Origin of the sequence: Alcanivorax nanhaiticus (genome assembly GCF_000756665.1) — a bacterium.
Lineage (GTDB): Bacteria > Pseudomonadota > Gammaproteobacteria > Pseudomonadales > Alcanivoracaceae > Alcanivorax > Alcanivorax nanhaiticus.
Genome location: NZ_ARXV01000001.1, coordinates 86,932 through 111,913, shown reverse-complemented (window position 1 = coordinate 111,913; position 24,982 = coordinate 86,932). Strand labels below are relative to the sequence as shown.

The window sequence follows — 24,982 nt, the reverse complement described above, 5'->3', positions numbered from 1 at the left end:
CATGGTGGCGCAATTGCCCCTCGCGTTGCAGCTACGCGAGGGTAATGATCTGTCCAATTTCGTTGCCGGGGATAACGGTGCCCTGTTTCAGGGTGTCCGGGAAACGGTAATGGGAGCGGACCGTCAGGCCTTTATCTGGGGCGCAGAGGGGCTGGGTAAAAGCCATCTGCTGGAGGGTGCCGTACGGCTGGCCCAGCAGGAGGGACTCGAGGCCTGTCTGTTACCCGCTGAGGAGCTGCTGCCACTTAGCCCTGGAGTGCTTGAGTCCATGGAGCAGTTCGACTTGTTGGCGGTGGATGACTGTCAGCATTTTGCCGGTGATCGACACTGGGAAGAGGCGCTATTCCATCTCTATAACCGCTTGATGGCGCGGGGTGGGCGGTTATTGGTCTCCGCCAGCGCCGCTCCGGCAGCGTTGGGGCTGATGCTGCCTGATCTTGCCACCCGGCTGGCGGCTGGTCCGGTTTATCGGCTACAGCCATTGGGTGAAGAGGATCTGGAAGCCTTGTTAATCGCCCGAGCCCGAACCCGTGGGTTACGCCTTGAGCCTGAAGTGGCGCATTTCATCGTGTTGCGTAGCGAGCGCAGTCCCGCTGGCCTGGTTGCGCTGCTCAACCGGCTTGACCGACTGGCGCTGGCGCAGCAGCGCTCGGTCACTATTCCCTTTGTCAAGGATGCCTTGGGGTGGTAAAAAGGGTCGCTTACAGAGAAACAACAGTCTGAAACCGATATCGGCGGTATTATTGCCCGTAATTACATGGGGTTACACTTTGCTGACCCATGGGCTCCATAAAGACTTATTAGAACAATAATGCCAGGCGGACTGACGCCTGCAGGAGAACACAATGCGTCACCTTGGGCTATGGCAGAGTCTTGCTGGTTGCTCCCTGCTTTTTGCAGCCTCCTCCCACGCGACGGTTTACAACATCAACAGTACTTCAGATCCTGAGGTGATCGTGGAGGCCGTGGATAATGATGCCTCGGATCCAGCTTGGGATGCCGGTACTGAGTGGCAAGTCACCTATATCTCTGGCGCCAAAGATGGCTTTTGCTCTCTGCGAGAGGCTGTTCTAGCCAGCAATTACCGAATCTCTATTGATGGCTGTGCGGCGGGTACCGGCACAGACTCTATCCGACTTCGTGAAAATAGCACTTACCTGCTTGAGCATGGCAGCCTGAGTGTTGGCAGTGGCCAGCGAATTGTCTATGAGTACGCCCCTGATCCTGACGATTCAGACAAAGAAATTATTGTCGGAGCGGAGATCGAGGATCAGCCTGCCCAGATCGCCATCACCATTCAGCTTGACGCCTTTGAGGACGCCTTGGACAAGGTGCGTCCAATTATTTCAGCGAGCAGCAATTCTCGAGTGTTCATCGTTGATGAGGGCGGAGTGCTTTCTCTGGCTAATGTTGAGTTGATTGACGGTAATGCCGCCGGGCCTGATGCAGATAGCAACATTGCCGACAGCAACGGCGGGCTGATTCGCGCCATAGGCCCGGTGATTGTGAACAGCAATGTGCGCCTGGCTGGCGGTGAAGCAGACAACGGTGGCGCTGTTTATATGTCCGAGGGTAGTGGGATGGCATTCCAGACCGGAGGCCATTTCGAAAATAACCTGGCGCATCAGATGGGCTCGGTAATTGCCACTTCGGATACCTTTAATGGCTCGATTATTGGTTATGACTTCTACATGGCCAATAATCAGGCCGGTGGTGGTGTCGATGCTGGGGTGATCTATCTGGCTGGTGGCGATCCTGGTGCTGACGCCATCCCCGAGGATACCTCAGTGGTTCCTCCGATCCCGGCGGTTCCCGCTGTACCTGCGGTACGGATTGGTCTGGAGCTGGGTAATGGCACCATTACCGGTAACACCGGTGGGGTGATCAATGTGGTGTCGAAAAACTACACGTCAGCGCTGGTCAACATGACCATCGCGTTTAACGATGGGGTCGCCCTGACTCTGGAAGAAACAGTGTTTAATGATCCCGCCGATGCCGAAATCACAGACAATATTCTGCATACGGTAATGGTCGGCAACAGTGATGGTGCTTGTGCTGGTCCAGGTTTGGTGGATGGTACCGCTGTCAATGCCGCAGCTCAGGCTCGCTTGCTTTACACGATTACGGATGACGACACTAATTGTCCAAAACCGGAAGATTGGGAATTAGGAATTAATGTAACTGACGAGCCCAATCAGGCAGAAGAAGATGTATTCCTGGGAGAAGGGCGCGTTGCCTGCACGATAGGAATTAAAGGTGCAGGAGCCTGTTTGCCAATGTCGGCTGAGGAAATAGATGGACCCTATCCCGGCTTCTTGCCCAACCCGCTTCCCGCAGCAGTGGAAGCGAATCCACTAGCCATTCCGGGCGCGCCCAGCCTGTTTGATCGCGCTAACCCGGAAAATGTTTCCACCGACCTGTGTGAAAGCACCGACAACCGGGGCAAAACCCGCGGTGGTGCCGGCGGGCGATGTGACGTGGGGGCAGTAGAGTTCCTGCGCGCACAGGCCCAGCCAGAAGAGGTTCTGCTGGTGAGCGGCCAGAGTGTGTTGGCAGATGTGGTTGCCAACGATCTTAATGATACGGAAATTGACTGTTTTCGACTGAATGACATCGTGGTAAGCGAAGGTACTTGTAGCATTGGCGATACTGCCTGTATCGAACAGGCTGTATTGGATCGTTGCCTGACGGTTATTGAATTTCCGAGTTTGGGTTCTGCGGTGCCTGTGATTGACTCAAATGGTTATCCGAAAATTCGTTATACGCCCTCGTCAAATTTCCACGGTGTGGATCAGATCCGTTATCTGGTGGATAAGGATGCCTTCTTTGGCGGTGCGGACCTTGGCCAGAACCAGGACGAGATCACCAACTTCTTTGCTGAACCGGCCTCCGGTCTTACAGAGAAAGAGAGCATCGGTTCATTGGGTGGGTTTATGGGCCTGATGATTGTACTGGCAGGGGTGGCGCGCCGTTTGCGTGGCGGTCTGCGGGGGCTGGCGGCGGTTGCGATGCTGGCCGCCGCTGCTCAGACGCAGGCTGTCGAAATCAAAGTGAACTCGCTGGCAGACCATGTCCCTCCTATCAAGAATGACGGGCGGTGTACGCTGCGGGAAGCCTTGTTGAATGCGGGGGAAGCCGGAAGCCCGGATTGCGCTTATGGGGGCAACTCGACGGATACGATTCTTCTGCCGGCTGGGGATATTCAGCTGGTCGACACCTTGATTGTGCAGGGTGGCGGGGTCGAGATTGTCGGAAAAGGTGCCTATGAAGACCCGAACGATGATGAGGACGATACGTTAACGCGTATTCTTGGTGACGGCAGCTTTCGTCTCTTTGAGGTACGTCCTCCTAACGGTAGTTCAGGGCATCCATCTGTCCTTTTCCAGTTTCTGACTCTGGAGAAAGGGTTTGCCAGCGGCAACGGGACGGACGGGGCAGGCTCCGGTGCGGTGATCATTACTGGCGGCTCAGTGATTTTTGATCGGGTTCGTATACTGGACAACGAGGCGGAAGCGAATGGCGGGGTGGTGTTCATTCGCGCCAACGCAGGTAATCAGAAGCTGTTGTCGTTCAATCGCAGCTTTGTCAGTGGCAACGTTGCGGGCGTGTCGGGCGGGGTCATGTCCAGTGAAGCCCGCAACGAAACCTTCAAGATGGCACTTGTCGACAGCACATTTCACAATAATTCTGCGACTCAGCAAGGCGGTGTGCTGGACGTGAACATGCCTGCAGGTGAACTGCAGATCGCCAACAGCACCTTTGTGAGCAATAGCGTCGCGGCTGGGACCGGGGTTGGCTCCGTGCTGGAGCTGGGGGAATTGACGGTCAACGCCAATATCATGAACAGCACCTTCCTCGACAACACCGGGGGTAGTGCTATTGATCTTGGTGATGCGGCCAGCGAAGTACGCATGTCCAACAGTGCCTATTTCAACAGTGGAGACACTTGCAGCAGTGGTGCCACCACGCTCCTCGAAAGTGAATACAACGCCTACTCAGGGTTGGCTTGTGTCGCCGACACTGCCAGTACCACGGATCAGTCCTCAACTGGGGTGGCCTCGCTGGAGACCAGTTTGAGTAGCCTGGAGGGTGAAGGGGTTGCTGGAGACTATCTTCCCCCTTATCTGGCAATCGCCAATGCTCCCACCGATCTGGTGTTGGTGGACATGGGCAATGATCAGGCTGATCCGGCCAGTGGCACAAGTTCGGTGATGGCTTGTCGTGCCACGGACCTTCGCGGCATCGCCCGAACAGCGGGTGAGCGTTGTGATGTAGGTGCTTTCGAATATCAGCAAATCACCGCGGACGATGATGAGGGCAGCAACCAGAATACACCGAGCAGTCAGGTGCCGGTTGATATTCTTGCGAACGATTTGCCGAGTGATAATGCGGAGTTTGCCTTGCTGGATGAGACTGGCACCCCGGTGAAATTCGACCTCTACAAGTTCACGTTCGAGCATGCTGAATGGGACACAAGCGTTGATCCAGAAAAGTATGTCGGCACGAATGAGGAATATGTGCAAGACGATAGCCTGGACGGAGAACCGACACTTTTTACTCTGGCATCCTCTGATGCGTCTTTGGATGGGGCGACTCTGCAATTTGTCTGGCTTTACTACAATGAAAACCGTTCGGGTTACGATCTAAAATGTGGCGAGCCGATCCCGAGCCATATTATTTCTGCTAACCCCAGCTTGTTTGAGCCAGGCGATGTGGCGGATGAGTGCGTGGTGTTGTTCACTCCGCCAGCGGTTCCCGAGTTCGATGACAGGTTGTGTGCCAGCACCTCTGAAGATCCTCTTGAAGTGGCGTTCCTGTATAGCTTTATCGACAGCGCAGGTGAACAGTCTAATGAAGCTACGGCTGTTATGACAATCAAGGACAAACCGCCCACAATGAAAGGGCAATCTGTGCTGAACCAGCCGGGTAAAAAAGTGGTGTTCAAGCTGGATATTGAAGATCCAGATACCCCGGATGCCCCCATTGACTGGACTCGTTATGACATCACCGTGGCCAGCGAGCCTTCATTTGCCAAGCGTGATGAAGATGGTCAAACGCTCGGGACGGGGCTGATCATTGAAGATCGCTATGACGCGGATTCGCTGCCCCATAGCGACCCCGCAGACGCAGACCGTCGGGCCATCGTGACCTATGTGCCCGACAGCAATTACAACACCTTCAAAGACGTCTTCACCCTTAAAGTAGAAGATATGCTGTGCGGAGGTTCTTCCCAGCAGGTGCGCTTTACCATCAGCTACGAAAATGAAGAAACCTCTGCGGGCTCCGGCTCTATGGGGTGGATGATTCTGGGCAGTCTGGTGCTGCTGTTACGCCGCAGGTTTGCGGCGTAACAGGGTACGTTTGAGTAGTTCCCAGACTAGCGCGCCAATGACCATGCTGATCAATAGCAACAGCAGTTTCGGAATGTCCACCAGTGTCCAGAACAGAATGTCGATGCTGGTGGGTTCCAGATTCTGTGCCACGATAACCACAAGAAGAATCAATCCGAGAAGCTGAATGGCACCGATGGGATGGTTGATTAACCACTGGCCGGATTTCCGGCTTCCTCTTGCCAACGCTGACGATTTTGCTGCCTCATTGTTCTGTTCCATCTTGCTGTCTCCCTGACGTGCAACCGGTGTTTTTCTTCTGACTCTCACCTTAGTCTAACTCGTCGTATCTCTGCCAGCCCTCTATACTGGCCATCAGTATGCGATGGAGGTGTGAATGGATATCAGTGCGGGTTGGGATCTGGTGGTGATTGGTAGTGGTCCGGCAGGGGAGGCGGCGGCCATGCAGGCTGCCAAGAAAGATCTGCGAGTGGCTATCGTCGAGGACCAGAAGGCCATGGGGGGCAATTGTACCCATTGGGGCACCATTCCTTCCAAGGCCCTGCGTCATCAGGTGCGCCAGGTGATCCGAACCCAGCGCAACCCTCTGCTGCGCGGGATCATCAATCCCCGTGATGTACGCTGGCAGGATCTCATTCGGCGCACACGAGAGGTGATCGATTCGCAGGTACAGGTACGCACTGATTTCTATATCCGCAATCGCGTCACTATCTTCGCGGGCCGTGGTCGCATCGCTAACCCCCATGAAGTACAGGTGGACGATGTCGAGGGCCGGACGCATTTGCTGGAGACCAAGAATATTCTGATCGCCACGGGGTCGCGGCCATACCATCCCGCAGATGTGGATTTTGACCATCCCCGGGTGTACGACTCCGACACCATTCTCACCATGAATCACACGCCGCGGCATATCATCATCTATGGTGCCGGGGTTATCGGCTCGGAGTATGCCTGTATCTTCACCGGTCTGGGGATCAGGGTGGATCTGGTCAACTCCCGTGATCATCTGCTGGATTTTCTCGATACCGAAATTTCAGATGCGCTGAGTTATCACCTGCGCGACCAGGGGTGCACTATTCGCCAGGGAGAGGAGTACAAGAGTGTCGTTGCTGATGAGGATGGCGTCACTCTGGAGCTGCATTCTGGCAAGAAACTCCGCGCTGACGCTCTGCTGTGGTGTAACGGCCGTTCGGGCAATACCGGCAACATGGGGCTGGAAATGGTAGGTCTTGAGCCGAATAACCGTGGCCAGTTGGCAGTCAACGAACGCTATCAGACCGAAGTGGAAAATATTTATGCGGTGGGTGATGTGGTCGGCTGGCCATCACTGGCCAGTGCCTCCTACGATCAAGGGCGTTTCTGCGCTGCCGCTATCGCGGGAGATGAGATCAAGCAGGTAAAAGATGTCCCCACCGGCATCTACACCATTCCCGGGATCAGTTCAGTCGGGCAGACCGAGCAGGAACTGACCGAAGCAAAAATTCCCTATGAAGTCGGTCAGGCGTTTTTTCGCAATCTGGCCCGGGCGCAAATCACAGGCGAACGGGTGGGGATGCTGAAAATCCTGTTTCACCGTGAAACCCTCGCTATCCTGGGCATCCATTGTTTCGGTTATCAGGCTATGGAGATTGTTCACGTTGGCCAGGCCATCATGCGCCAACCCGGGGAACACAACACCCTGGAATACTTCATCGACACCACTTTCAACTATCCGACTATGGCGGAGGCGTATCGGGTGGCGGCGATTAATGGCATCAATCGCATCCAGCGGTGATTTCAGTTAACAGTTAACAGCGAATAGTTAACAGCGACGGGATTGAGGTTTTCTGGTTTTGAAACGTATGAGGCCGCGCTCATGGCTTGGGCGCGGCCTCATACGTTCAAGATCAAAACAAGGCGCTTACGCGCACTGTTCACTATCTATTATTCTTCCCCGCCTCCATAAAGAACTCCCGATTCTGTTGTCTCGCCTGGCTATTCTTGCGGATCAGGACATAGGTGGCGCCGGTGCCGCCGCGATTTTGCGGTGCTGTGTGGTAGGCGAGTACCAGTTTGCTTTCCTGTAGCCAGTGCATCACATAGCTCTTGAGGAAGCCGGGACGTTCACTATGCAGTCCCTTGCCATGGCTGATCAGGACGGCGCGGTGGCTGTTTTCATGGGCGCGGGTCAGAAACTGGTGGACTTGTGTGCGGGCGTCCATCAGGCGAACCCGGTGAAGATCCAGTACATCCTGGGCTTCATATTTGCCGAGCCTGAGTTTGCGGTAGACCCCCTCCTGAACCCCGTTTTTCTTTACACCTATGATATCCAATGGGCCAATAGGTTCTACCTGTTCCGGGACGGTGAGGGGGTTGCTGTCACGTTTGTCATCTACCGCCGCGGCCCGGCGTAATTGCTCGCGAATGCTGTCTTTACGAGGTGTGCGAGCTTCCTCAACCCGGCCATCATGCTTGATAGGGGTAACATCCGCCATTTCCTGGCGAAACAGATCATCATCATTGCTGGCCATGGAACTGCTCCACAGAACGTAAACTTCTCATTGCATGGTACACAAAGCGGGAGGAGACTGTCAGGAAGACCGGCATGAAAGAGGACTCGTTATGGAACGTCGTCGTTTTCGAAGGCCCCGGTTACGCCTCAATGTGAAGGCGAGTATCGGCAGCCAGCCTATAGGTCATGTTTTAAACCTCACCGATGAGGGCGTTTGCCTTACCGGCAGAGGTGTCCCTCCCAGCCAGGTGCAGCCTTTGCGCCTGGATTTACCCATACCTTTATATGGCCAGCGCGAAGTGGCCGTGATGGCGACGCCATGCTGGCACGATTACCTGCCCAATGGGCATTGGCGTGGAGGTTTTCATCTACAGGTAGACGACGATGCCGTCTCACTGCTCACCACCCTGGCCGGGCGTTACGGGGACGTGTGACGCTGTAAAACGAAAAGGGGGAGGCTCCGAAAGCCTGTGTTTCAGGCTTTCGGGGGATGAGAATCCTGTAACGCCGTTCAGGGCTCAGGAATAACGTGAATCCCGGTTTTCCCGGTGCTCGTTATTCTCTTCGCCATGATGCCGCTGCCGTTTCGCATCGCGTTTGCGACGATCCCGGTCTGCGCGCTTGTGCTCTTCTTCCCATTCTTCCGGTTCATAGTCATCAAATTGTCGACGACCCATGGTGCTGCTCACTTTCCGCTGTTGATAGAAGGGACGTCAGTCAATCCCCTGAAACAGGAAATGGACGGCGTCTGAAGCGATATATAGCACTAAACCGGTAGCGGGAGAAGTGTCCGTAGCCGCATTTATTGCTACTACGGACGTTGGAACGGATGAACGGATTATCTGGCGTAGGTTTGCTCCAGGTAGTCGAGAATGGCGGCGGATTCGAACATCTCCGCGCCGGTATTGGGATCGACAAGGTAGGGCACGGCAATGCTGCCGGCACGCTCCATCAGTTCGACACGATTGCGTTGGCTGGGAGAATAGTCTGGAACCAGTTGTTTTCGTACCGGCGGCAGCACCCAGTCTTGCCATTGATCACGGCCACACTGGCGAAGCAGGTACGGGATCTGGAGCTCTGTGAGACGTTCGCGTACCAAGCGCGCAAAGGGGCTGGCTTCGAAGGAATACAGCTCCAGCGGTTGTTCCGGGAGCTCGGAATCATCACGATAAATGCCGCGCCGGGCACGGGGCAGGGAGGCTGCGACCGATGCAGCGGTGCGGATGCTGCGCACCAGCCAGCGCTTGGGGGCAGGGCGGCCGCCATATTCCTGATACAGGTATTCGATAATGTCTGCCGATTCGTAAAGGGCTGCCCCGGTGTTCGGATCCATCAGGTAAGGAAACTGCTGTTTGCCTCCGAGCCGTTCAACCAATGGCCGATAGCGATCACCGTCCTTGGGACAGGGAAAAATCAGGGCGTCCAGATCCAGATCGGTCAGTGCTTCACGTACAAGGCGGCAAAAAGGGCAGCCTTCCATATCGTAAAGCTCCAGCGGTTCCGCCGGTTGACGTGCATGCCCGGCGGTGCCGATGCCGCGCCCTTGCTGCAACGCAGAGGATGCCAGGGACTGCAAAACATCCAGAGTGTGTGACATCTGAAATCTCCTTGAAAGAATGTCCGCACCATAGCAGTTCCGGTTGGCCGCGCAATGGCCAGGAGTGATCCATAGGTCCCCTGGGACTGTACAACGGCGGAAAAGCCAAGTTTGGCCCTTTTGTGCGCAAGTTTTCGTCAAATAGAACCACTCTTCAACGGAAATTTGCACACAAAATAGTACCAACCCGGTTTGCCTCAGTGACTCACATCCAGGTCCGACAGACTCCTACACAGACAGGGTGAAAGTGTTTGCCATTTCCGCTCACCCCTGCTGTTAACTCATGTCATTGAGTGAAAGGGCATCGGCAGGCACTCTTACCGTCTTTCTATCGTGGGCAGGATGCCTGTTATCGCACTGTCCCCCATAACCCGTCAGCAAACGCTGACATCTGCCTGAGGCAAGAGGAAGGTTCCATGACCGAAGCCTATATCTACGACGCGATTCGTACGCCCCGAGGTCGGGGCAAGAAAGACGGCTCGCTGCACACCGTGAAGCCGATTTCCCTGGTGGTCGGCCTGATTAACGAAATCAAGGCCCGTTTCCCGAACATGGATCCAGCGATGATCGACGACATCGTCATGGGCATCGTGTCTCCGCTGGGTGATCAGGGCGGTGTACTGCCCAAGATTGCCGCGCTGGCTGCTGGCCTGCCGGAAACTGTATCCGGTTTGCAGATCAACCGTTTCTGCGCCTCCGGTCTGGAAGCGGTAAACCTGGGTGCCATGAAGGTGCGTTCTGGTTTCGAAGACCTGGTTCTGACTGGTGGGGTGGAAGTCATGAGCCGCGTTCCCATGGGCTCTGACGGTACTCCGTGGGCGCTGGATCCTGAAACCAACTATGACACTGGCTTTATCCCTCAGGGTATCGGTGCTGATCTGATCGCCACCGTGGAAGGTTTCACTCGTCGCGATGTGGATGAGTACGCCGCCAATTCCCAGGCTCGGGCTGCCAATGCCTGGGAAAAGGGTTATTTCGCTAAATCTGTGGTGCCGGTGAAAGACATGAATGGTCTGGTGGTACTGGATCGTGACGAACACGTTCGTGCTGGCACCACCGCAGATGCACTGGGCAACCTGAATCCTTCCTTCGCCATGATGGGTGAAATGGGTGGCTTTGATGCCGTCGCATTGCAGAAGTATCACTGGCTGGAAGAGATTAATCACGTTCACACCCCGGGTAACTCCTCCGGCATCGTGGATGGCGCTACTCTGCTGCTGATGGGTAACAAGGAAGCCGGTGACAAGATCGGTGCCAAGCCCCGTGGCCGTATCGTTGCTACCGCTGTGAGCGGTGCTGATCCGACCATCATGCTCACCGGCCCGGCGCCGGCTGCCCGAAAAGCACTGGCCAAGGCAGGTATGACCGCTGACCAGATCGACCTGTGGGAAATCAACGAAGCCTTTGCCTCCGTTGCCATGCGTTTCATGAAAGACATGGAAATCAGCTACGACATCACCAACGTGAATGGTGGTGCCATCGCCATGGGTCACCCGCTGGGTGCTACCGGTGCCATGATCGTCGGCACTGTGCTCGACGAACTGGAGCGTCGCGACCAGAAATTCGGCCTCTGTACCCTGTGTGTAGGTGCAGGTATGGGTATCGCCACCATTGTTGAGCGCCTGTAAGCGGCCACCGGAATTGGAGATATTGAAATGACAGAATCGACTATTCGCTGGGAAAAGGGCGCGGACAATATTGTCATCCTGACCCTGGACGATCCGCAGCAGTCTGCGAATACCATGAATGCCCGTTACACCAAGTCCATGCACGACACGGTGGAGCGTCTCGAGAAAGAGAAAGCCGAGATTGCCGGTGTGATTGTTACCTCCGCCAAGAAGACTTTCTTCGCCGGTGGTGACCTGCGCGATCTGATCCAGGTGACACCAGAAAACGCTCAGGAAATGGCCGACAGCGGCAAGCTGCTGAAAGGCGACCTGCGCAAGCTGGAAACCCTGGGTATCCCGGTTGTGTGTGCCCTGAACGGTACTGCGCTGGGTGGTGGTCTCGAGATCGCGCTGTCCTGTCACCGTCGTATTGCCCTGAACAATCCCAAGGCCCAGTTCGGTCTGCCGGAAGTGTCCCTCGGCCTGCTGCCGGGTGCCGGCGGTATCGTGCGTACCGTGCGGATGCTGGGTATTCAGAACGCGCTGATGAACGTACTGATGCAGGGTCAGCGCATGAAAGTCGATAAAGCCCTGAAGGTGGGCATCATCGATGAGGTGGTCGACTCTGAAGAAGAGATGATCGCCAAGGCCAAGGAATTCATCCTGGCCAACCCGAAGAGTCAGCAGCCCTGGGACGAAAAGGGTTACAAGATTCCAGGTGGCACGCCGTCGGTGCCCAAGTTTGCCGCTAACCTGCCAGCATTCCCGGCTAATCTGCGCAAGCAATTGAAAGGTGCCAACTACCCGGCTCCAAAAAACATCATGGCGGCGGCTGTTGAGTCTACCCAGGTAGATGTGGACAACGCTTTCCTGATCGAAGAGCGTTACTTCATTGATCTGGTCACCGGCCAGATCGCCAAGAACATGATCAACGCCTTCTTCTTCAACCTGCAGGCCATTAATGGTGGCGCCAGCCGTCCCAAAGATGTGCCGAAGTTTACCGCCAAGAAAGTCGGTGTACTGGGTGCGGGCATGATGGGTGCCGGTATCGCCTACGTGACCGCCATGACCGGTTCCGAAGTCGTACTGAAAGACATCTCCCAGGAGAATGCAGAGAAGGGCAAAGACTACTCCCGCAAATTGCTGGACAAGGCTATCTCTCGCGGAAAGATGACCGAAGAGAAGAAAGAGCAGGTGCTGTCTCTGATCACAGCCACTGCAGATGCCAAGGATCTGGAAGGCGTGGATTTCGTGATTGAAGCCGTGTTCGAAAACACCGAGCTGAAGCACAAGGTGTTCCAGGAAATCGAAGACGTGGTACTGCCCGATGCGGTACTGGGTTCCAACACTTCCTCTCTGCCGATCACAGGTCTGGCAAAGGGTGTGAAGAAGCAGGACAACTTCATCGGTATCCATTTCTTCAGCCCGGTAGACAAAATGCCGCTGGTGGAAATCATCTGCGGTAAAGATACGTCTCCGGAAGTGCTGGCCAAGACCTACGATTACTGTCTGCAGATCCGCAAGACGCCCATCGTGGTCAATGATTCCCGCGGCTTCTTCACCACCCGGGTGATCGGCACCTTCGCAAACGAAGGTATCGCCATGCTGGGCGAAGGCGTCTCGGCTGCATCCGTAGAGCAAGCTGCTCAGCAGGCTGGTTACCCGGTAGGTACCCTGAAGCTGATTGACGAGATCAACATGGGTACGGCGCTGAAGATTGGCAAGGCAGCCCGTGACGACGCAGAGCGTGACGGCACTCCGATGCCCCCTGAGCATCCGGCAGAAGCCGTGATGAAGAAAATGGTTGAAGAGCTGGATCGTCCAGGCAAGCTGCAGGGCAAAGGCTTCTACGACTATCCGGAAGGTGGCAAGGCCAAGCTTTGGCCAGGTCTGAAAGACGCGTTCGGCGCCTCCACCGAGGTTCCCATGGAAGACATGAAAGAGCGCATGCTGTTCATCGAAGCCATGGAAGCGGTGAAGTGCTTCGAGGAAGGTGTTATCGAATCAGTGGCCGATGCCAACATCGGTTCCATCTTCGGTATCGGTTTCCCAGGCTGGACCGGTGGTGTGATCCAGTACATCAACCAGTACGAGGGTGGTCTGAAGGGCTTCGTGGTCCGCGCTCAGGAACTGGCTGCCAAGTACGGTGATCGCTTCAACCCGCCGGCACTGCTGGTGGAGAAGGCGGAGAAAGGCGAAATCTTCAAGTAAGATTCGTTTTTCACCCGACAAAAAAGCCCGGCCATGCGCCGGGTTTTTTTGTGGTTCACCGCATGTTAGCGGGAATGGTTAAGAGGAAATAAAGCAGGAAACTGAATCCTGTGTAAACGTCGCCAGAGGCCATCGGAGAAGATTCAACAGTGGGAGCGGCGGTTCCGTCGCGATGCCTTGGCATTGGCCTCCTTGCGGTCGAACGCCCGCTCCCACAGTGGGTGAAAGTGCAGAGGCCTTTCTATAGAAGGGGCGTGCTGCTTTCATTGCGCCACTTGACGCCAGCCCGGTATCCCAGACTCTTTTCAACTTTCAACTTGCCCCTTCCTCACCGCGGTCCAACCCAGAAATGCGGATTGCACGCCACTTCCCATAAGTGCCCGTCCAGATCCGCGAAATACCCGGAATAGCCTCCCCAGTCAGTGGGTTGACCTGTTTTTATAACCGTTGCCCCTGCTTTTCGAGCTTGCTCAAGCAAGGCATCGACTTCGGCCGGGGAGTCCAGATTGTGGGCAAGAGCAACACCGCGGAAACCGTTTCCTTCTGCATCGACCCCTGCATCGTGAGCAAGATCATTACGACCGAACAGACCAAGCCAGCTGCCATTGAGCTCGAAAAAGGCGACCGGCGCATCATCTGGCACAGGACGACGGGGGAGGCCGAGACCCTGCTCATAAAATTCAGTGGCGGCTCTTAGATCATGGACGCCGAGGGTTATCATGCTGATTCTGGGTTGCATGTCTCTCTTCCTGATTTTGCAAATCGGTTTATCCCATTATGCTCAAGGAAAGGTGCGGAGGGTAACTGGAATGACTGTCATGGAATTCACGGATCAGGTTACACCGGGTATGCGTGTCGAAAAGCTGGCTACTCGCCTTGAAACGCCGAAAATACTGGAGCTGGCGCCACCATTTGATGTGTTACATGAGCATCAACGGCGCCTGTTGGCAAACCGTCAGCATGCAGTGCTGCTGGTCGTGCAGGGTCTGGATGCTTCCGGTAAAGATAGCCTCATCCGTACACTTTCCCACGCAATGGACCCAGCAGGATTCAGGGTTCACGGTTTTCGTCGCCCTGTTGGAGACGAAGTACATCATGATTTTCTTTGGCGTGTGTGGCGTCATCTGCCTGCACGGGGGGAGGTAGTGGCATTCAATCGCAGTCACTATGAGTCGGTTCTGGCGGAACGGCTGTGGCCAGTGACAGAACATGCCAGCGATGAATGGAGCCTTAAATATGAGGCCATCAATGCTTTCGAACAGCACTTGCACCGGGAAGGGACACGTATCATCAAAATCTGGCTGAACACCTCAAAGGAGGAGCAGCGAAAGCGACTCCTGAAACGCCTTGATACCCCTCGTAAACGTTGGAAATTCGACGATGCAGATGTGAAGAGCTGGGAGGCTCGGGCTGAGTATCTGGCACTAGTGAACGAAGTGCTACCGGCCACGCATACCGAATATGCGCCTTGGCACGTGGTCCCCAACGATCACAAGCCGACAGCCCGTACTGCCGTGGCGGCAATATTGGCTGCGATGCTCAAAGAGCTTGCGCCTGATTACCCCCGAGAACATGAGGATTGCATACAGCGCTACAGAAACTTGCTGCTGCGGGGGGAGAGTGAGAATGCATAGTGCTCTCACCATGATAGCGGGGCTTGGCCTTTTTCTGTTTGCCATGCAGCAGATTGAACAGTCGGTCCAGGCGTTGTTCAGCGAGCGGGCGGCAGGCTGGTTACAGACCAGTACCTCCACTGTTTTACGGGGCGTTATCGCTGGCGCCTTGATCACGGCGGTGATGCAGAGCAGCTCGTTGGTGGGCCTGCTGGTTTTGGCGTTTGTGGCCGCAGGTATTTTGCCGTTCCGGCATGCGATTGCCGTCATGCTGGGGGCGAATCTGGGTACCACGATCACCGGATGGCTGGTGACGTTGCTGGGGTTCAAGTTGTCGCTGTCCGGAATCAGTTTGCCCTTGGCGGGTACGGGTGCTTTGCTCTGGGTGCTGATTCCCCGGGGTGTTTGGCGCTCTGCGGGACTGTTCTTGTTTGCATTTGGCCTGCTGATATTCGGGCTTGATACCATGAAGCTGGCGGTTGAAGGCGTTGGGGACCGCTTTGACGTCGCGTGGCTGCAAGGTTATCCGGCGTTCGTGTATCTGTTGGCTGGAGTGATTCTCACGGCCATCATCCAGTCGTCTTCGGCAGCCATGCTAATCACCCTGTCGGCGCTACATGGCGGTCTGATTGGCTTGCCAGAAGCTTTGGCACTGGTCATAGGTGCAGATCTGGGTACGACCAGTACGCTTTTATTGGGTGCGTTGAAAGGCTCTTCCAGCAAAAAGCAGGTGGCTGCTTTTCATGTCGCCTACAATGTGGCCACGGCGGCCATGGCGTTCATGCTGGTCATGCCGCTCTGGCCCTGGCTGATGGAGCAATGGGGTATCCATGATCCGTTATATTCCCTGGTGGCTTTCCACACGGGGTTTAACCTGATCGGCATCCTGGTGTTTATGCCTTTTCTTGGCTGGTTCGAAAAAGGGATTGTTCGCGTTGTGGGGCACCGGGATAAGGAGGAGGAATTGTTCTCCGATGTGGCTCCGGATGCTGTCGAGCCTGCACTGTTGGTGCTCGCTCAAGAGGCAGACAAGCTGGCGGAGATTATTCGCCAGTTATGCCAGCATCCGGTTGCCGCTGACTCCCTCGAATCCTTTTATCACCGTTATGAGGCTATTACGGATCAGGAACTGGCGATGGCGGATTATGCAAACCGACTTGCCCAGCAGACAATGTCGTCGAGCCAATCGGATCGTCTCGGCAGGACGCGCCTGCGTGTCAGTGAAGCGGTCTATGCTCTGAAATCGGTAAAAGATGTCATCGAGGACATGGTCGCCATGTCTCGCAGCAGGCAGCCTGCCTTGAAAGCGCTTAGTATCCAGATACGGGATTACCTGGAAGCACTGTATAGCGAGCAGGGCGTTAGCGAGGAAAACCATGGCAAGGTCATGGAGCATTTGCTTGCCGAGGCCTACGCTGCGGTGAGCCCGGCTCGTCAGCAGGGTATCAGCGTGTTGAATCTGGCGAGGGAAATCGATGAAACCGGCCGTCACTGGCTGCGGAGTGTGGCGGCCAACCAGGTTTGAGCGAACCGGAGGTGCGTCAGCTGGCTTTGGCCAGGTAGCCTTCCAGCCAGCGGCGCAGCTCGCTGGGGCGGATGGGCTTGGCCATCAGTGTGTCTCCACCCGCATCAAGGCTTTGCTGCTGGTAGGCTTCGCTACTGTTACCTGAGATGAACAGGATGGGGATATTACGGTCTTCGTTGCGGACTTCGCGGGCGACACTGAAGCCATCCAGCACCGGCAGTTCAACGTCGAGAATCAGCAGATCCACCTCTCGCTGGCGAAACAGGCGCAACGCCACCTCACCATCAGCTGCCAGCACATATTCGTGCCCCAGCTCCTCGATGATACGGCAGATGATCAGGCTGACAGCCTTGTTGTCTTCTACAACGAGAATTCGCATTGGTTGTTTGTAGCTGATGGCGCGTTGGAGTACAAGGGCATGTAGCGATGACCGAGCCAATTAGTGTGACAAGGTGCAACAAGAGAGCCCGTGGGTAGGGGGTAATTGATATAATTGATGAAATCAGGGGATTTCTGCAAGAGTAATGTCAATTACCCCCGTTTTCTTTATTATTGGCGGCTCATGGCTTCGCTTGAAGCCACAGCAGCCCGGCTGACAATAATGCTGAACGGGCGGATCGGACAGTAGAGGATAGGCTGATCGATGTACCAACGTAGAACGATCAATATCAATCGCGTGGTCAAGCTGTTGCAGGGGGCAGCGAGATCCGGGGCCAGTATTCCCGAGTTGCTGGACAAGTGCGGCATTCCGCGTCAGTTGCTGGAAGATCCGGATGGCACGATTGAGCGTGACGTCTTCATCAAAATGATGCTGCTCATCATGGAGCAGACCCAGGATGAGTTTCTGGGCTTTGGCCAGGGACGCAAGTCCAAACCCGGCACTTTCTCCATGATGGCCCATGCGGTGATCAATTGCCCTAATCTTGGTGCTGCCATTGAGCGGGGTATCCGCTTCTACGACCTTTTCGAGCTCAGTACTCGTACCGGCGTGGAAGTCGATGGGGAAATAGCTCGTCTTACAGTGAATGCCGATCCTCGTCTGGATTTTCGTGAAGTCATTATTGAGGCTTCCCTGTTTATTTGGCTGCGTTTCATGAGTTGGCTGGTAGGCAAAGCCATCGAACCTCAGGAAGTCCGGCTGGACTACTCTGACACTAAAAACGATGAAGAGCATCGTTTCCTGTTCGACTGCCTGATTGAGTACGGAGCCAATGAGAACTCCGTAACCTTCAAGTCCGAATTCCTCGAGCTGCCACTGGTTCAGAATGAGCTGTCTCTATCCAAGTTCCTGAAAGATTCCCTGGCACAGCTGTTTGACGGCAATATCCACAATGTGGGGCTTCCGGCCCAGATCCGGGCCATCATTTCCAATGAATACGGCAACAGCTTCCCGGATTTCACCGAAATCTGCGGCAAGCTGAACATGACACCACAGACCCTGCGTCGCCGCCTCAAGGAAGCCAATACAAGTTACCAGGAGATCAAGGATTCCATCCGCAAGGATGCCTCGGTCTACTACCTGTCCAAGCCGGAGCTCAGCATTGACGAGATTGCCTTGTTGATGGGCTTCAGCGAAGCCAGTTCCTTCCACAGGGCCTTCAAAAAGTGGACAGGGAAAACCCCGTCCAGCTACCGCAAGGAACACTTTGGTGTCAGCCAGTAATCCTGGCTGACACCCGTATCAGGATCTGAGATGACCATGACCGACGCCACCACGGCGCGACTGCTGGTAACCTGCCCGGATAAACCCGGCATCATCAGTGCAGTCAGTACCTTTCTGTTCAATCACGGCGCCAATATTACTGATTTCGACCAGCATTCCAGCGATGCCCTCGGGGGGACCTTCTTCCTGCGCCTGGAGTTCCAGACGCCGGATCTGGACTGTTCTCGTGATGCACTGCGCAACAACTTTGCCAGCCGGGTGGCTGAGCCCTATGGCATGCAGTGGCAAATTAGCTACGCCAGTGAGAAAAAGCGCATGGCGGTACTGGTGTCAAAGCACGACCATGTCTTGATGGACCTGCTCTGGCGCACTTCTCGTGGCGATATGCCGGCCGTTATCCCTCTGGTGATCAGTAACCACGATGATTTGCGTGAGGAAGTCGAGCGCTTCGGGATTGAATATCATCACATTCCTGTTACTGCAGACAACAAGGCAGAAGCTGAGGCCGAGGCATTACGGCTGCTGGAAGGGCGAGTAGACGTGATAGTGCTGGCGCGCTACATGCAGATCCTCAGCCCGGAGTTCGTCTCCCATTACCCGCATCGGGTGATCAATATTCACCATTCTTTCCTGCCAGCGTTTGTGGGGGCCAATCCTTATCAGCAGGCCCACGACAAAGGAGTGAAACTGATTGGGGCGACCAGCCATTATGTGACGGCGGACCTGGATCAGGGGCCGATCATCGAGCAGAACGTTCAGCGGGTGAGTCACCGTCATTCTGCAGATGAGTTGAAAGCGCTTGGTCAGGATGTGGAGCGCCAAGTGATGCTGCGGGCAGTGCGTTGGCACCTGGAAGACAGGGTGATCGTGGACGGCAACAAGACTGTTGTTTTCGTCAAATAACGCAGTCGGTTCTTGCTGTGTAGCGTAGCCGGAAAGCAATAAGTGACGAGTTGCGAGTAACGAGTTTTGAAAATCTGGGGCCGTGCCTGTTTTGCTTTTCGAAACTCGAAACTCGAAACTCGAAACTCGCGACTAATCAGTTGCTATAACGCAGACCGAACCCAACGGTGCTGAAGTTTTCAGACTCCAAATATTGATACTGGGCGGTCAGAGAGAGATTATCGAGCACCGGTATCGCAATGCCGGCAGTTATGTAAGGCGATACCTCTGAGACACTGTCAGTTTCTGGCGCATCATTTACTGTCTGAAAGGCGGTGCCCGTGTTATCCAGCAAGGTCCGGGTTTGTTGCTGTTTGACCTTGCGATCGTACAGATAACCCCCTGCCTTCAGGTAGAGCCAGAATGGCGATTGCCAGACGACACCTGCGGTGATCCCGCTCATTTCAAGAGTGATATCCTGGTCGAAGATCACAGTGTCCGCATTGTTGTCACTGGGAGTGCCGGGGCGGCGAAATTGACGAGTTTTGCTCACATCGCTCTGATTTACAAAACCTGCCTCAAGACCAAGGCGGGATTTTTCACCCAGATCAATACTATTCAGCCACATGCCGACATTGATAGTAAGGCCGTCGGCATCTTCATCGAAGCCGTAGGGCTCCATATCGGCTTTGGTAACCTGCGCTTCAACGAAGAAATCCACATCCGGTGGAGCGAGTTCTTCTTCAGCGTGGAGAGGGGTGATCAGGGCACCAGTCAGTGCCAATGTCAGCGGCAGTGTTGTTTTCATTATTGATCCAGCCGTTGTGATAAGGACAATGTAGCCATCTTGAAGCCTGCTTCTGCATCGTTTCCATAAACGTTGCCAGAACAGGCAAAAGCCACCGTATTGTAACCAGCGTGAGACCAACATGCCCAGTGACTTCTTGAATACCGGCACGGAAACCCTCTTGGCCCTGTGTCGACCGGGCTTTGAAGCAGATCTTGCCGCTGAAATGAACTTTCATGCGGCTGAGCAGATGGTGGCTGGCTACCCGCGCACCACGGCTGGTAGTGGCTATGTGCTGTGGCACAGCCAACAGGGCAGCATGTCGCCGCTGCTGCAAAGTGGTCTGATCTTTGCCCGCAGCCTCAGTCTTGCGGTGGGCGAATTTATGGATATCGGCGACGACCGGATCAGTGCTCTGTGGCCGCTGCTGGAAGACGCTGCGCCGTTTTGTGAGTTGTACCTTGACCATGCTGACACCAACGAGGGGCGTGAGCTGCAACGGTTTCTCAAGGGCTTTCGCAAGGCATTGGAGCCGCGTCTGAAAAAGGCAGGTTTGCTGCGTCGCAAGGCGGCAAATCGCATCCATCTGTTCTTCAGCGATTCCCACAATGGTTGGGTGACAATCAGCCCGGCAGAGGTGCCTCTGGCAGAGGGCGGTGTGCGTCGCCTCAAGCTGCCTGCGGAAGCGCCCAGCCGCTCAGCGCTGAAAGTGGAGGAAGCCCTGTTGCGCTTCTTTGGCTCCACCGAAGCGCTGACAGCCAAAACGGCCGTGGATCTGGGCGCGGCTCCTGGTGGTTGGAGCTGGCAGCTGGCGCGCCGAGGCATCAAGGTGCAGGCGGTGGATCACGGCAAGCTGAATGCGAGGCTGCTGGACGAATACCCGGTGCAGCACATTTACGGCGATGCTTTCACCTGGCGGCCGAAAACCAGTGTGGATCTGGTGGTGTGCGATGTGGTGGACAAGCCCGCCAGAACCCTGCAGCAGATGGAAAAGTGGCTGGATCAGGGCTGGAGCAAGGCGGCGTTGTTCAATCTCAAATTACCCATGAAACGCCGCTTTCAGGAGGTTTGGCAGCTACTGGAAAAACTGGCCACCGCCATGGAACGCCATCCAGAGCGCGGCGAGATCATCATCAAGGCGGCGCATCTTTATTATGACCGTGAGGAAATCACGGTTTGGGCCAGCTACCACCGGGACTACTGAGCATGACCGTACGACCGGGGCTGACCCTCTACGCGACACTGGCTGCTCTCTACTTCGCTCAGGCGCTGCCTGTGAGCATGCTCGTCAAGGCCATGCCTGCGTTGGCCCGGGATGCGGGTCTGCCCACCGAATGGATTGGTTTTCTGGCGCTGCCCGCCATTCCCTGGGCGCTCAAGTTCATCTGGGCACCCTGGGTGGATCGCTGGGGGGCAGGGCGCCCCAACCATCGCAAGCGTTGGATACAGGGCTGTCTGATTGCCGTGATGGTCGTGATCTTTGTGGTATCCCTGTTCCCGCAGAAATGGTTACTGGGTCCGGGATTTGTGCTGCTTCTGGGGCTGCTTTTCCTGCTCAACCTGTTCTGTGCCACCCAGGATATTGCCACCGACGGGCTGGCTACCCGGATGCTGCCTCCCGAATTGCGCGGGCTGGGTAACAGTATTCAGGTCAATGGCTACAAGATCGGCATGATGGTGGGCAGCAGTGCCTTGCTGATGATGGTGGGCTGGTGGGGCTGGGAAGCCACGCTGGGACTGGTGATTGTCTGCATGATGCTGGTGCTGGTTCAGGTGACCCGATTCAATGAGCCTGTCGAGCAGCCGCGGGAACGCGAACATGCCAGTTTTCGCTGGTGGCGGCAGGAGCTGCTCCGCTTCTGGCGGCGTCCCGGTATGAGGCTATGGCTGTTTCTGTTGCTGTTCTACAAGGTCGGGGATGGCTTTGGCACCCGCATGATTAACCCCTTTCTGGTGGATCAAGGCTGGAGCTTGGTACAAATCGGTACTCTGGATCTGGTGATATCCTTCGCCGGGCTGGCGGGTGCTGCCATGGCGGGTTTACTGATGATCCGTATGGCTCACCGCACCGCCTTGTTTGCCTTTGCGGTGTTGCAGACTCTGGCTTTTGCCGGCTGGGCGGCACTGGCGCACTACGAGGCCATGGCCTGGGTCTGGCCGGTTGCACTGTTCGAGCAGTTCACCGATGGGTTATCTACGGTGGCGTTTTTTACCCTGATCATGGATTACTGCCGGGACGGTCATGAAGGCAGTGATTACTCCATGCAGGCTTCTGTGAGGTTGTTTGCTGTAGGAGTGTTCACTCTGGCTAGCGGTTTCAGTGCCGCCTGGCTGGGTTATGATGGCCACTTCCTGCTGGCCGCTGCCCTGGTTGCAGTGGTGATACCGGTGGCCTGGCGCTGGCACCCCCCAAGTCTGGGGCAGACAGCTCAGTGAGGGGCTTTTTCAACAGCCTGCCAGGCATTCCCGTAGCGGTGTACCGTCCCTATAATGGCCGCCCTTGCTGAACTGCTGGAGTTTTCCATGGAAGCCCAACACCACCTTGATGCCACAGGACTGCTGTGCCCTGAGCCGGTCATGATGCTTCATAACAAGGTGCGCGATATGGCGCCGGGAGAACTGTTGGAAGTGCGTGCCACCGATCCCTCTACAGAGCGGGATATCCCCAAGTTCTGCCAGTTTCTGGGCCATACGCTGGAAGGGCAGGAGGTTGAGGGGGAGGTTTATCTTTACTGGATACGTAAAAAGCAGTGAATAGTTAACAGTGAACAGTTAACAGCGTCGCGACCCTGGTTTTCTTTTTTCACAAACGCATGAGGCCGCGCCCGAACTTGGGGCGCGGCCTCATACGTTGCAAAGCAGAGAGTGTTGCTCGCGCAACTGTTCACTATTCACTGTTAACTGTTCCCTGCCATTAACGTTCTGTGGCCAGCATTGCCACTGCCGCCAGTGCTTCCGGGTCTCTCTCCTTTAGCCTGTTGGCGATGCCGTGCTGGAAGAAGTATTGAAAGTCCTCTTTCTCCTGTGCTGAAACAAGGCATTTGGCTCCGGGTAGTACCGGGGTTTCTACCGGGTCAGACTCTTCGGCGACCATGGCGATGAGTGTGCCATCCGCATGTAGTCGCCAGCTCACCACTTCCATCAAGCTGATGGTGTGGAATTCGTCTGCGGAGAACACCGCATGGGTGCCGATGGTGTCCGGAATTTCCTGAACGGATTGGGTTCCGGGTTGTGGTTTGCCAAAAAAGCGGATGGCTGCGTCCAGTTCCTGCACTTTGTGTTCAGGGGCATCTACGAAAAGATAGTCGCTGCCGGGAAGTCGGTAGCCCTCCCAGCGTCCGTTGAGTGGGTCAGCCAGAGCCATGGCGGTGACCGGGGTTTTTAGCCAGGGGACCATGGCGACGGTATCGCCATTGGCGAGTCTCGCCCAGGCAAGGATCTTCAACGAGAACAGGGTGTCGGGATGTTGATCATTGGCATAGAGCAGCTCAATGCCATCGTATTCCGGTGACAGCCGAAGTATAGGGGGCTGGGCCGCTTTGCGACGTGGGGAGAAAGGGACGACGTTACTGTCCCCGCCAGGGTGTTGCCGGTGAGCCGAAGTCATGGGCACCTCCCGGTACGTGTCCTAGAGGGTCGCCAATGGTGTTACACCCGGCAGGGTGCTGGCACGATCACATGCCATGGCGACCGTTACCTCAACTTAGCTTTTACTACGGAGCCATGCAAGTCGTCGTGAAAGCTTCATGAAGAAAGGTCGGATGGTGAGATAAGTGGCAGGGGCTTCACGGCCGGGTGTTTGTCGGTGGGGGGGGATGAGTCGCGAGTGACGAGTTACGAGTTTCGGAACGGGTTCTTCTCTTATGCCGCTTGTTGCGGTTTGGGTGAGGTATCTGTTGTCGCTGGCAGGGGCTGCCGCATGCGCCATTTCAACCGCCAGCCTAGCAAAACCGCAGCTGTGGTCAGGCCTGCCACAAGGCCAATCCAGAAGCCAGCTGGCCCCATGGGGTCTCCGAACAGATCTGTCAGCCCCAGTGCATAGCCCAGAGGGAGGCCCACACCCCAGTAGGCAAACAGCGTCATGATCATGGGCCAGCCGGTATCCTCAAAGCCGCGCAGGCAACCGTTGGAGCAGACCTGGAGCGCATCGGAAATCTGATAGAGCGCGGCGAACAACAGCAGATAGCTGGCCAGCTCGATGACGTTTTGATTGTCGGTGTAGATGTGCGGTATCCAGTGTCGAGCCAGTACCAGCGACAATGAGGCCACCACTCCGACCGCCAGCGTGATCATGTGTGCTACCTGCACGGCATGCCGCAGGCTGATTTGATCATTGCGCCCTCGGGCATGGCCCACCCGCACGGTGGCGGCGATGGCAAAACTGAGGGGGATCATGAAGATCAGGGAGGTAAAGTTGAGCGCGATTTGATGGCTGGCCACCGTTTGCGCGCCAAGACTGCCGATCAACAGCGCGATAACAGCGAAAATGCTGACCTCAAAGAAAATGGTCAGGCCTACAGGTAAACCAAGGCGCAGCATATAGCCGAGACTGGGCACCTCGAAATGCCGCTGGCGCAGGTTGAGTGGGGCATGCAGATAGACCGGGTGACGGTGGGTGTAAATCAGCATCATCAGGGCCATGGACCACATCACCAGGGACGTGGCCCAGCCACAGCCAACGCCACCCATGGCCGGGAAACCCAGTTTGCCGTATATCAGGACGTAATTACTGGGGATATTGATCAGCAAGCCCATCACACTGAACAGCAACACGGGGCGGGTGTGATTCATGGCCTCGGTGTAGCTGCGCATGGCCAGCATCAGGGCGGCACCGGGCATTCCCCAACTAAGGGCATCCAGATACCCCGTCACCATGGGCCTGATGGCCGGGTCCACGTCCATCCACACCAGAACGGGGGCGATGCTGCGCAGAATCAGCGCGCTGAGCACTCCCAGGCCCATGGCCAGCCAGATGCCTTGCTGGGCCAAGGGGTTGATACGATGGTAAGCTTCGCCGCCGAGATGGCGTGACAGGATCGGGGTAGCGCTCATCAGCACCCCGGTCATGAACAGGTACAGGGGCACCCAGATACTGGCTCCCACGGCCACGGCGGCAAGATCATTGGCGCTGACACGACCCGCCATCAGGGTATCCACAAAGCCGTTGGCCGTCTGCGCCAGCTGGCCGCCAAGAATCGGCAAGGCAAGCGTGAGCTGGGCAACAAATTCCTGACGGCGGGAAGACATAGGCACGA

22 protein-coding genes are annotated in these 24,982 nt (G+C 55.9%); 13 read left to right on the top strand and 9 right to left on the bottom strand.

What is annotated here, in order from left to right; all coding sequences use genetic code 11:
• Nucleotide 1: 1 nt before the first annotated feature.
• Entirely contained in the window at nt 2-691 is a 690-nt protein-coding gene (gene hda, locus Y5S_RS00495; protein ID WP_035229321.1) for a DnaA regulatory inactivator Hda, read from the top strand.
• Nucleotides 692-845: 154 nt separating this feature from the next.
• Complete coding sequence (locus Y5S_RS00490) at nt 846-5,351, top strand: choice-of-anchor Q domain-containing protein (RefSeq protein ID WP_035229320.1); 4,506 nt, start codon at nt 846-848, stop codon at nt 5,349-5,351.
• Here Y5S_RS00490 and Y5S_RS00485 read toward each other — a convergent pair.
• On the bottom strand, nt 5,328-5,612 hold the full coding sequence (locus Y5S_RS00485) for a DUF1049 domain-containing protein (RefSeq protein WP_035229318.1): 285 nt from the start codon (nt 5,610-5,612) through the stop codon (nt 5,328-5,330). The genes Y5S_RS00490 and Y5S_RS00485 overlap by 24 nt on opposite strands.
• Nucleotides 5,613-5,727: 115 nt before the next feature.
• Here Y5S_RS00485 and sthA point away from each other — a divergent pair, with 115 nt between their 5' ends.
• A complete protein-coding gene (gene sthA / locus Y5S_RS00480) occupies nt 5,728-7,125 on the top strand; it encodes a Si-specific NAD(P)(+) transhydrogenase (protein ID WP_035229315.1) in 1,398 nt (465 codons plus the stop codon).
• 142 nt (nt 7,126-7,267) lie between these two features.
• Here sthA and smrA read toward each other — a convergent pair whose 3' ends face one another.
• Nucleotides 7,268-7,861: a DNA endonuclease SmrA gene (smrA, locus tag Y5S_RS00475; protein ID WP_035229313.1), complete on the bottom strand. Its 594-nt coding sequence runs from the start codon at nt 7,859-7,861 to the stop codon at nt 7,268-7,270.
• Nucleotides 7,862-7,952: 91 nt separating this feature from the next.
• Between smrA and Y5S_RS19610 the strand changes: the two genes are divergently transcribed.
• Entirely contained in the window at nt 7,953-8,276 is a 324-nt protein-coding gene (locus Y5S_RS19610) for a hypothetical protein (protein WP_156107512.1), read from the top strand.
• 84 nt (nt 8,277-8,360) lie between these two features.
• Here the strand turns inward: Y5S_RS19610 and Y5S_RS19605 are convergent, their stop codons facing one another.
• Both Y5S_RS19605 and Y5S_RS00470 read right to left on the bottom strand, forming a co-directional pair.
• Nucleotides 8,361-8,519, bottom strand: coding sequence for a hypothetical protein (locus Y5S_RS19605; protein WP_156107510.1), 159 nt, complete (start codon nt 8,517-8,519; stop codon nt 8,361-8,363).
• A 161-nt stretch (nt 8,520-8,680) separates the two neighbouring features.
• Nucleotides 8,681-9,439 carry a glutathione S-transferase N-terminal domain-containing protein gene (locus tag Y5S_RS00470; RefSeq protein ID WP_035229311.1) on the bottom strand — a complete coding sequence of 253 codons (759 nt, stop codon included), beginning with the start codon at nt 9,437-9,439 and terminating at the stop codon, nt 8,681-8,683.
• Between the two features lie 416 nt (nt 9,440-9,855).
• On the opposite strand from Y5S_RS00470, the gene Y5S_RS00465 reads away from it, so the two are divergent.
• A complete protein-coding gene (locus tag Y5S_RS00465; RefSeq protein ID WP_035229308.1) occupies nt 9,856-11,067 on the top strand; it encodes an acetyl-CoA C-acetyltransferase in 1,212 nt (403 codons plus the stop codon).
• Between the two features lie 27 nt (nt 11,068-11,094).
• A complete protein-coding gene (locus Y5S_RS00460) occupies nt 11,095-13,257 on the top strand; it encodes a 3-hydroxyacyl-CoA dehydrogenase NAD-binding domain-containing protein (protein ID WP_035229306.1) in 2,163 nt (720 codons plus the stop codon).
• A gap of 328 nt (nt 13,258-13,585) precedes the next feature.
• Here the strand turns inward: Y5S_RS00460 and Y5S_RS00455 are convergent, their stop codons facing one another.
• Nucleotides 13,586-13,996: a VOC family protein gene (locus Y5S_RS00455; RefSeq protein ID WP_035229303.1), complete on the bottom strand. Its 411-nt coding sequence runs from the start codon at nt 13,994-13,996 to the stop codon at nt 13,586-13,588.
• Between the two features lie 70 nt (nt 13,997-14,066).
• Between Y5S_RS00455 and Y5S_RS00450 the strand changes: the two genes are divergently transcribed.
• Together Y5S_RS00450 and Y5S_RS19010 are read left to right on the top strand one after the other, a co-directional pair.
• Nucleotides 14,067-14,891, top strand: a complete 825-nt coding sequence (locus Y5S_RS00450) for a polyphosphate kinase 2 family protein (protein ID WP_035229299.1) — start codon at nt 14,067-14,069, stop codon at nt 14,889-14,891.
• Nucleotides 14,884-16,395, top strand: a complete 1,512-nt coding sequence (locus Y5S_RS19010) for a Na/Pi cotransporter family protein (RefSeq protein WP_052041264.1) — start codon at nt 14,884-14,886, stop codon at nt 16,393-16,395. The genes Y5S_RS00450 and Y5S_RS19010 overlap by 8 nt, the downstream gene beginning before the upstream one ends.
• A gap of 16 nt (nt 16,396-16,411) precedes the next feature.
• Here Y5S_RS19010 and Y5S_RS00440 read toward each other — a convergent pair whose 3' ends face one another.
• Nucleotides 16,412-16,774, bottom strand: coding sequence for a response regulator (locus Y5S_RS00440; protein ID WP_035229296.1), 363 nt, complete (start codon nt 16,772-16,774; stop codon nt 16,412-16,414).
• Nucleotides 16,775-17,038: 264 nt separating this feature from the next.
• Here Y5S_RS00440 and Y5S_RS00435 point away from each other — a divergent pair, with 264 nt between their 5' ends.
• Both Y5S_RS00435 and purU read left to right on the top strand, forming a co-directional pair.
• Nucleotides 17,039-18,058, top strand: a complete 1,020-nt coding sequence (locus tag Y5S_RS00435) for an AraC family transcriptional regulator (protein ID WP_035229293.1) — start codon at nt 17,039-17,041, stop codon at nt 18,056-18,058.
• Between the two features lie 30 nt (nt 18,059-18,088).
• Nucleotides 18,089-18,961: a formyltetrahydrofolate deformylase gene (gene purU / locus Y5S_RS00430; protein WP_035229291.1), complete on the top strand. Its 873-nt coding sequence runs from the start codon at nt 18,089-18,091 to the stop codon at nt 18,959-18,961.
• Nucleotides 18,962-19,097: 136 nt separating this feature from the next.
• Here the strand turns inward: purU and Y5S_RS00425 are convergent, their stop codons facing one another.
• Nucleotides 19,098-19,748: an outer membrane beta-barrel protein gene (locus tag Y5S_RS00425; protein ID WP_035229289.1), complete on the bottom strand. Its 651-nt coding sequence runs from the start codon at nt 19,746-19,748 to the stop codon at nt 19,098-19,100.
• Nucleotides 19,749-19,869: 121 nt separating this feature from the next.
• On the opposite strand from Y5S_RS00425, the gene rlmM reads away from it, so the two are divergent.
• From rlmM to tusA, 3 genes are all read left to right on the top strand, one after another.
• Entirely contained in the window at nt 19,870-20,931 is a 1,062-nt protein-coding gene (gene rlmM, locus Y5S_RS00420; protein ID WP_035229287.1) for a 23S rRNA (cytidine(2498)-2'-O)-methyltransferase RlmM, read from the top strand.
• A gap of 2 nt (nt 20,932-20,933) precedes the next feature.
• Nucleotides 20,934-22,163: an MFS transporter gene (locus tag Y5S_RS00415; protein WP_035229285.1), complete on the top strand. Its 1,230-nt coding sequence runs from the start codon at nt 20,934-20,936 to the stop codon at nt 22,161-22,163.
• A gap of 87 nt (nt 22,164-22,250) precedes the next feature.
• Entirely contained in the window at nt 22,251-22,481 is a 231-nt protein-coding gene (gene tusA / locus Y5S_RS00410) for a sulfurtransferase TusA (protein WP_035229913.1), read from the top strand.
• Nucleotides 22,482-22,641: 160 nt separating this feature from the next.
• Here tusA and Y5S_RS00405 read toward each other — a convergent pair whose 3' ends face one another.
• Both Y5S_RS00405 and Y5S_RS00400 read right to left on the bottom strand, forming a co-directional pair.
• Nucleotides 22,642-23,334, bottom strand: coding sequence for a hypothetical protein (locus Y5S_RS00405; RefSeq protein ID WP_035229283.1), 693 nt, complete (start codon nt 23,332-23,334; stop codon nt 22,642-22,644).
• Between the two features lie 254 nt (nt 23,335-23,588).
• A complete protein-coding gene (locus tag Y5S_RS00400; protein ID WP_035229280.1) occupies nt 23,589-24,974 on the bottom strand; it encodes an MATE family efflux transporter in 1,386 nt (461 codons plus the stop codon).
• Between the last annotated feature and the right edge of the window lie 8 nt (nt 24,975-24,982).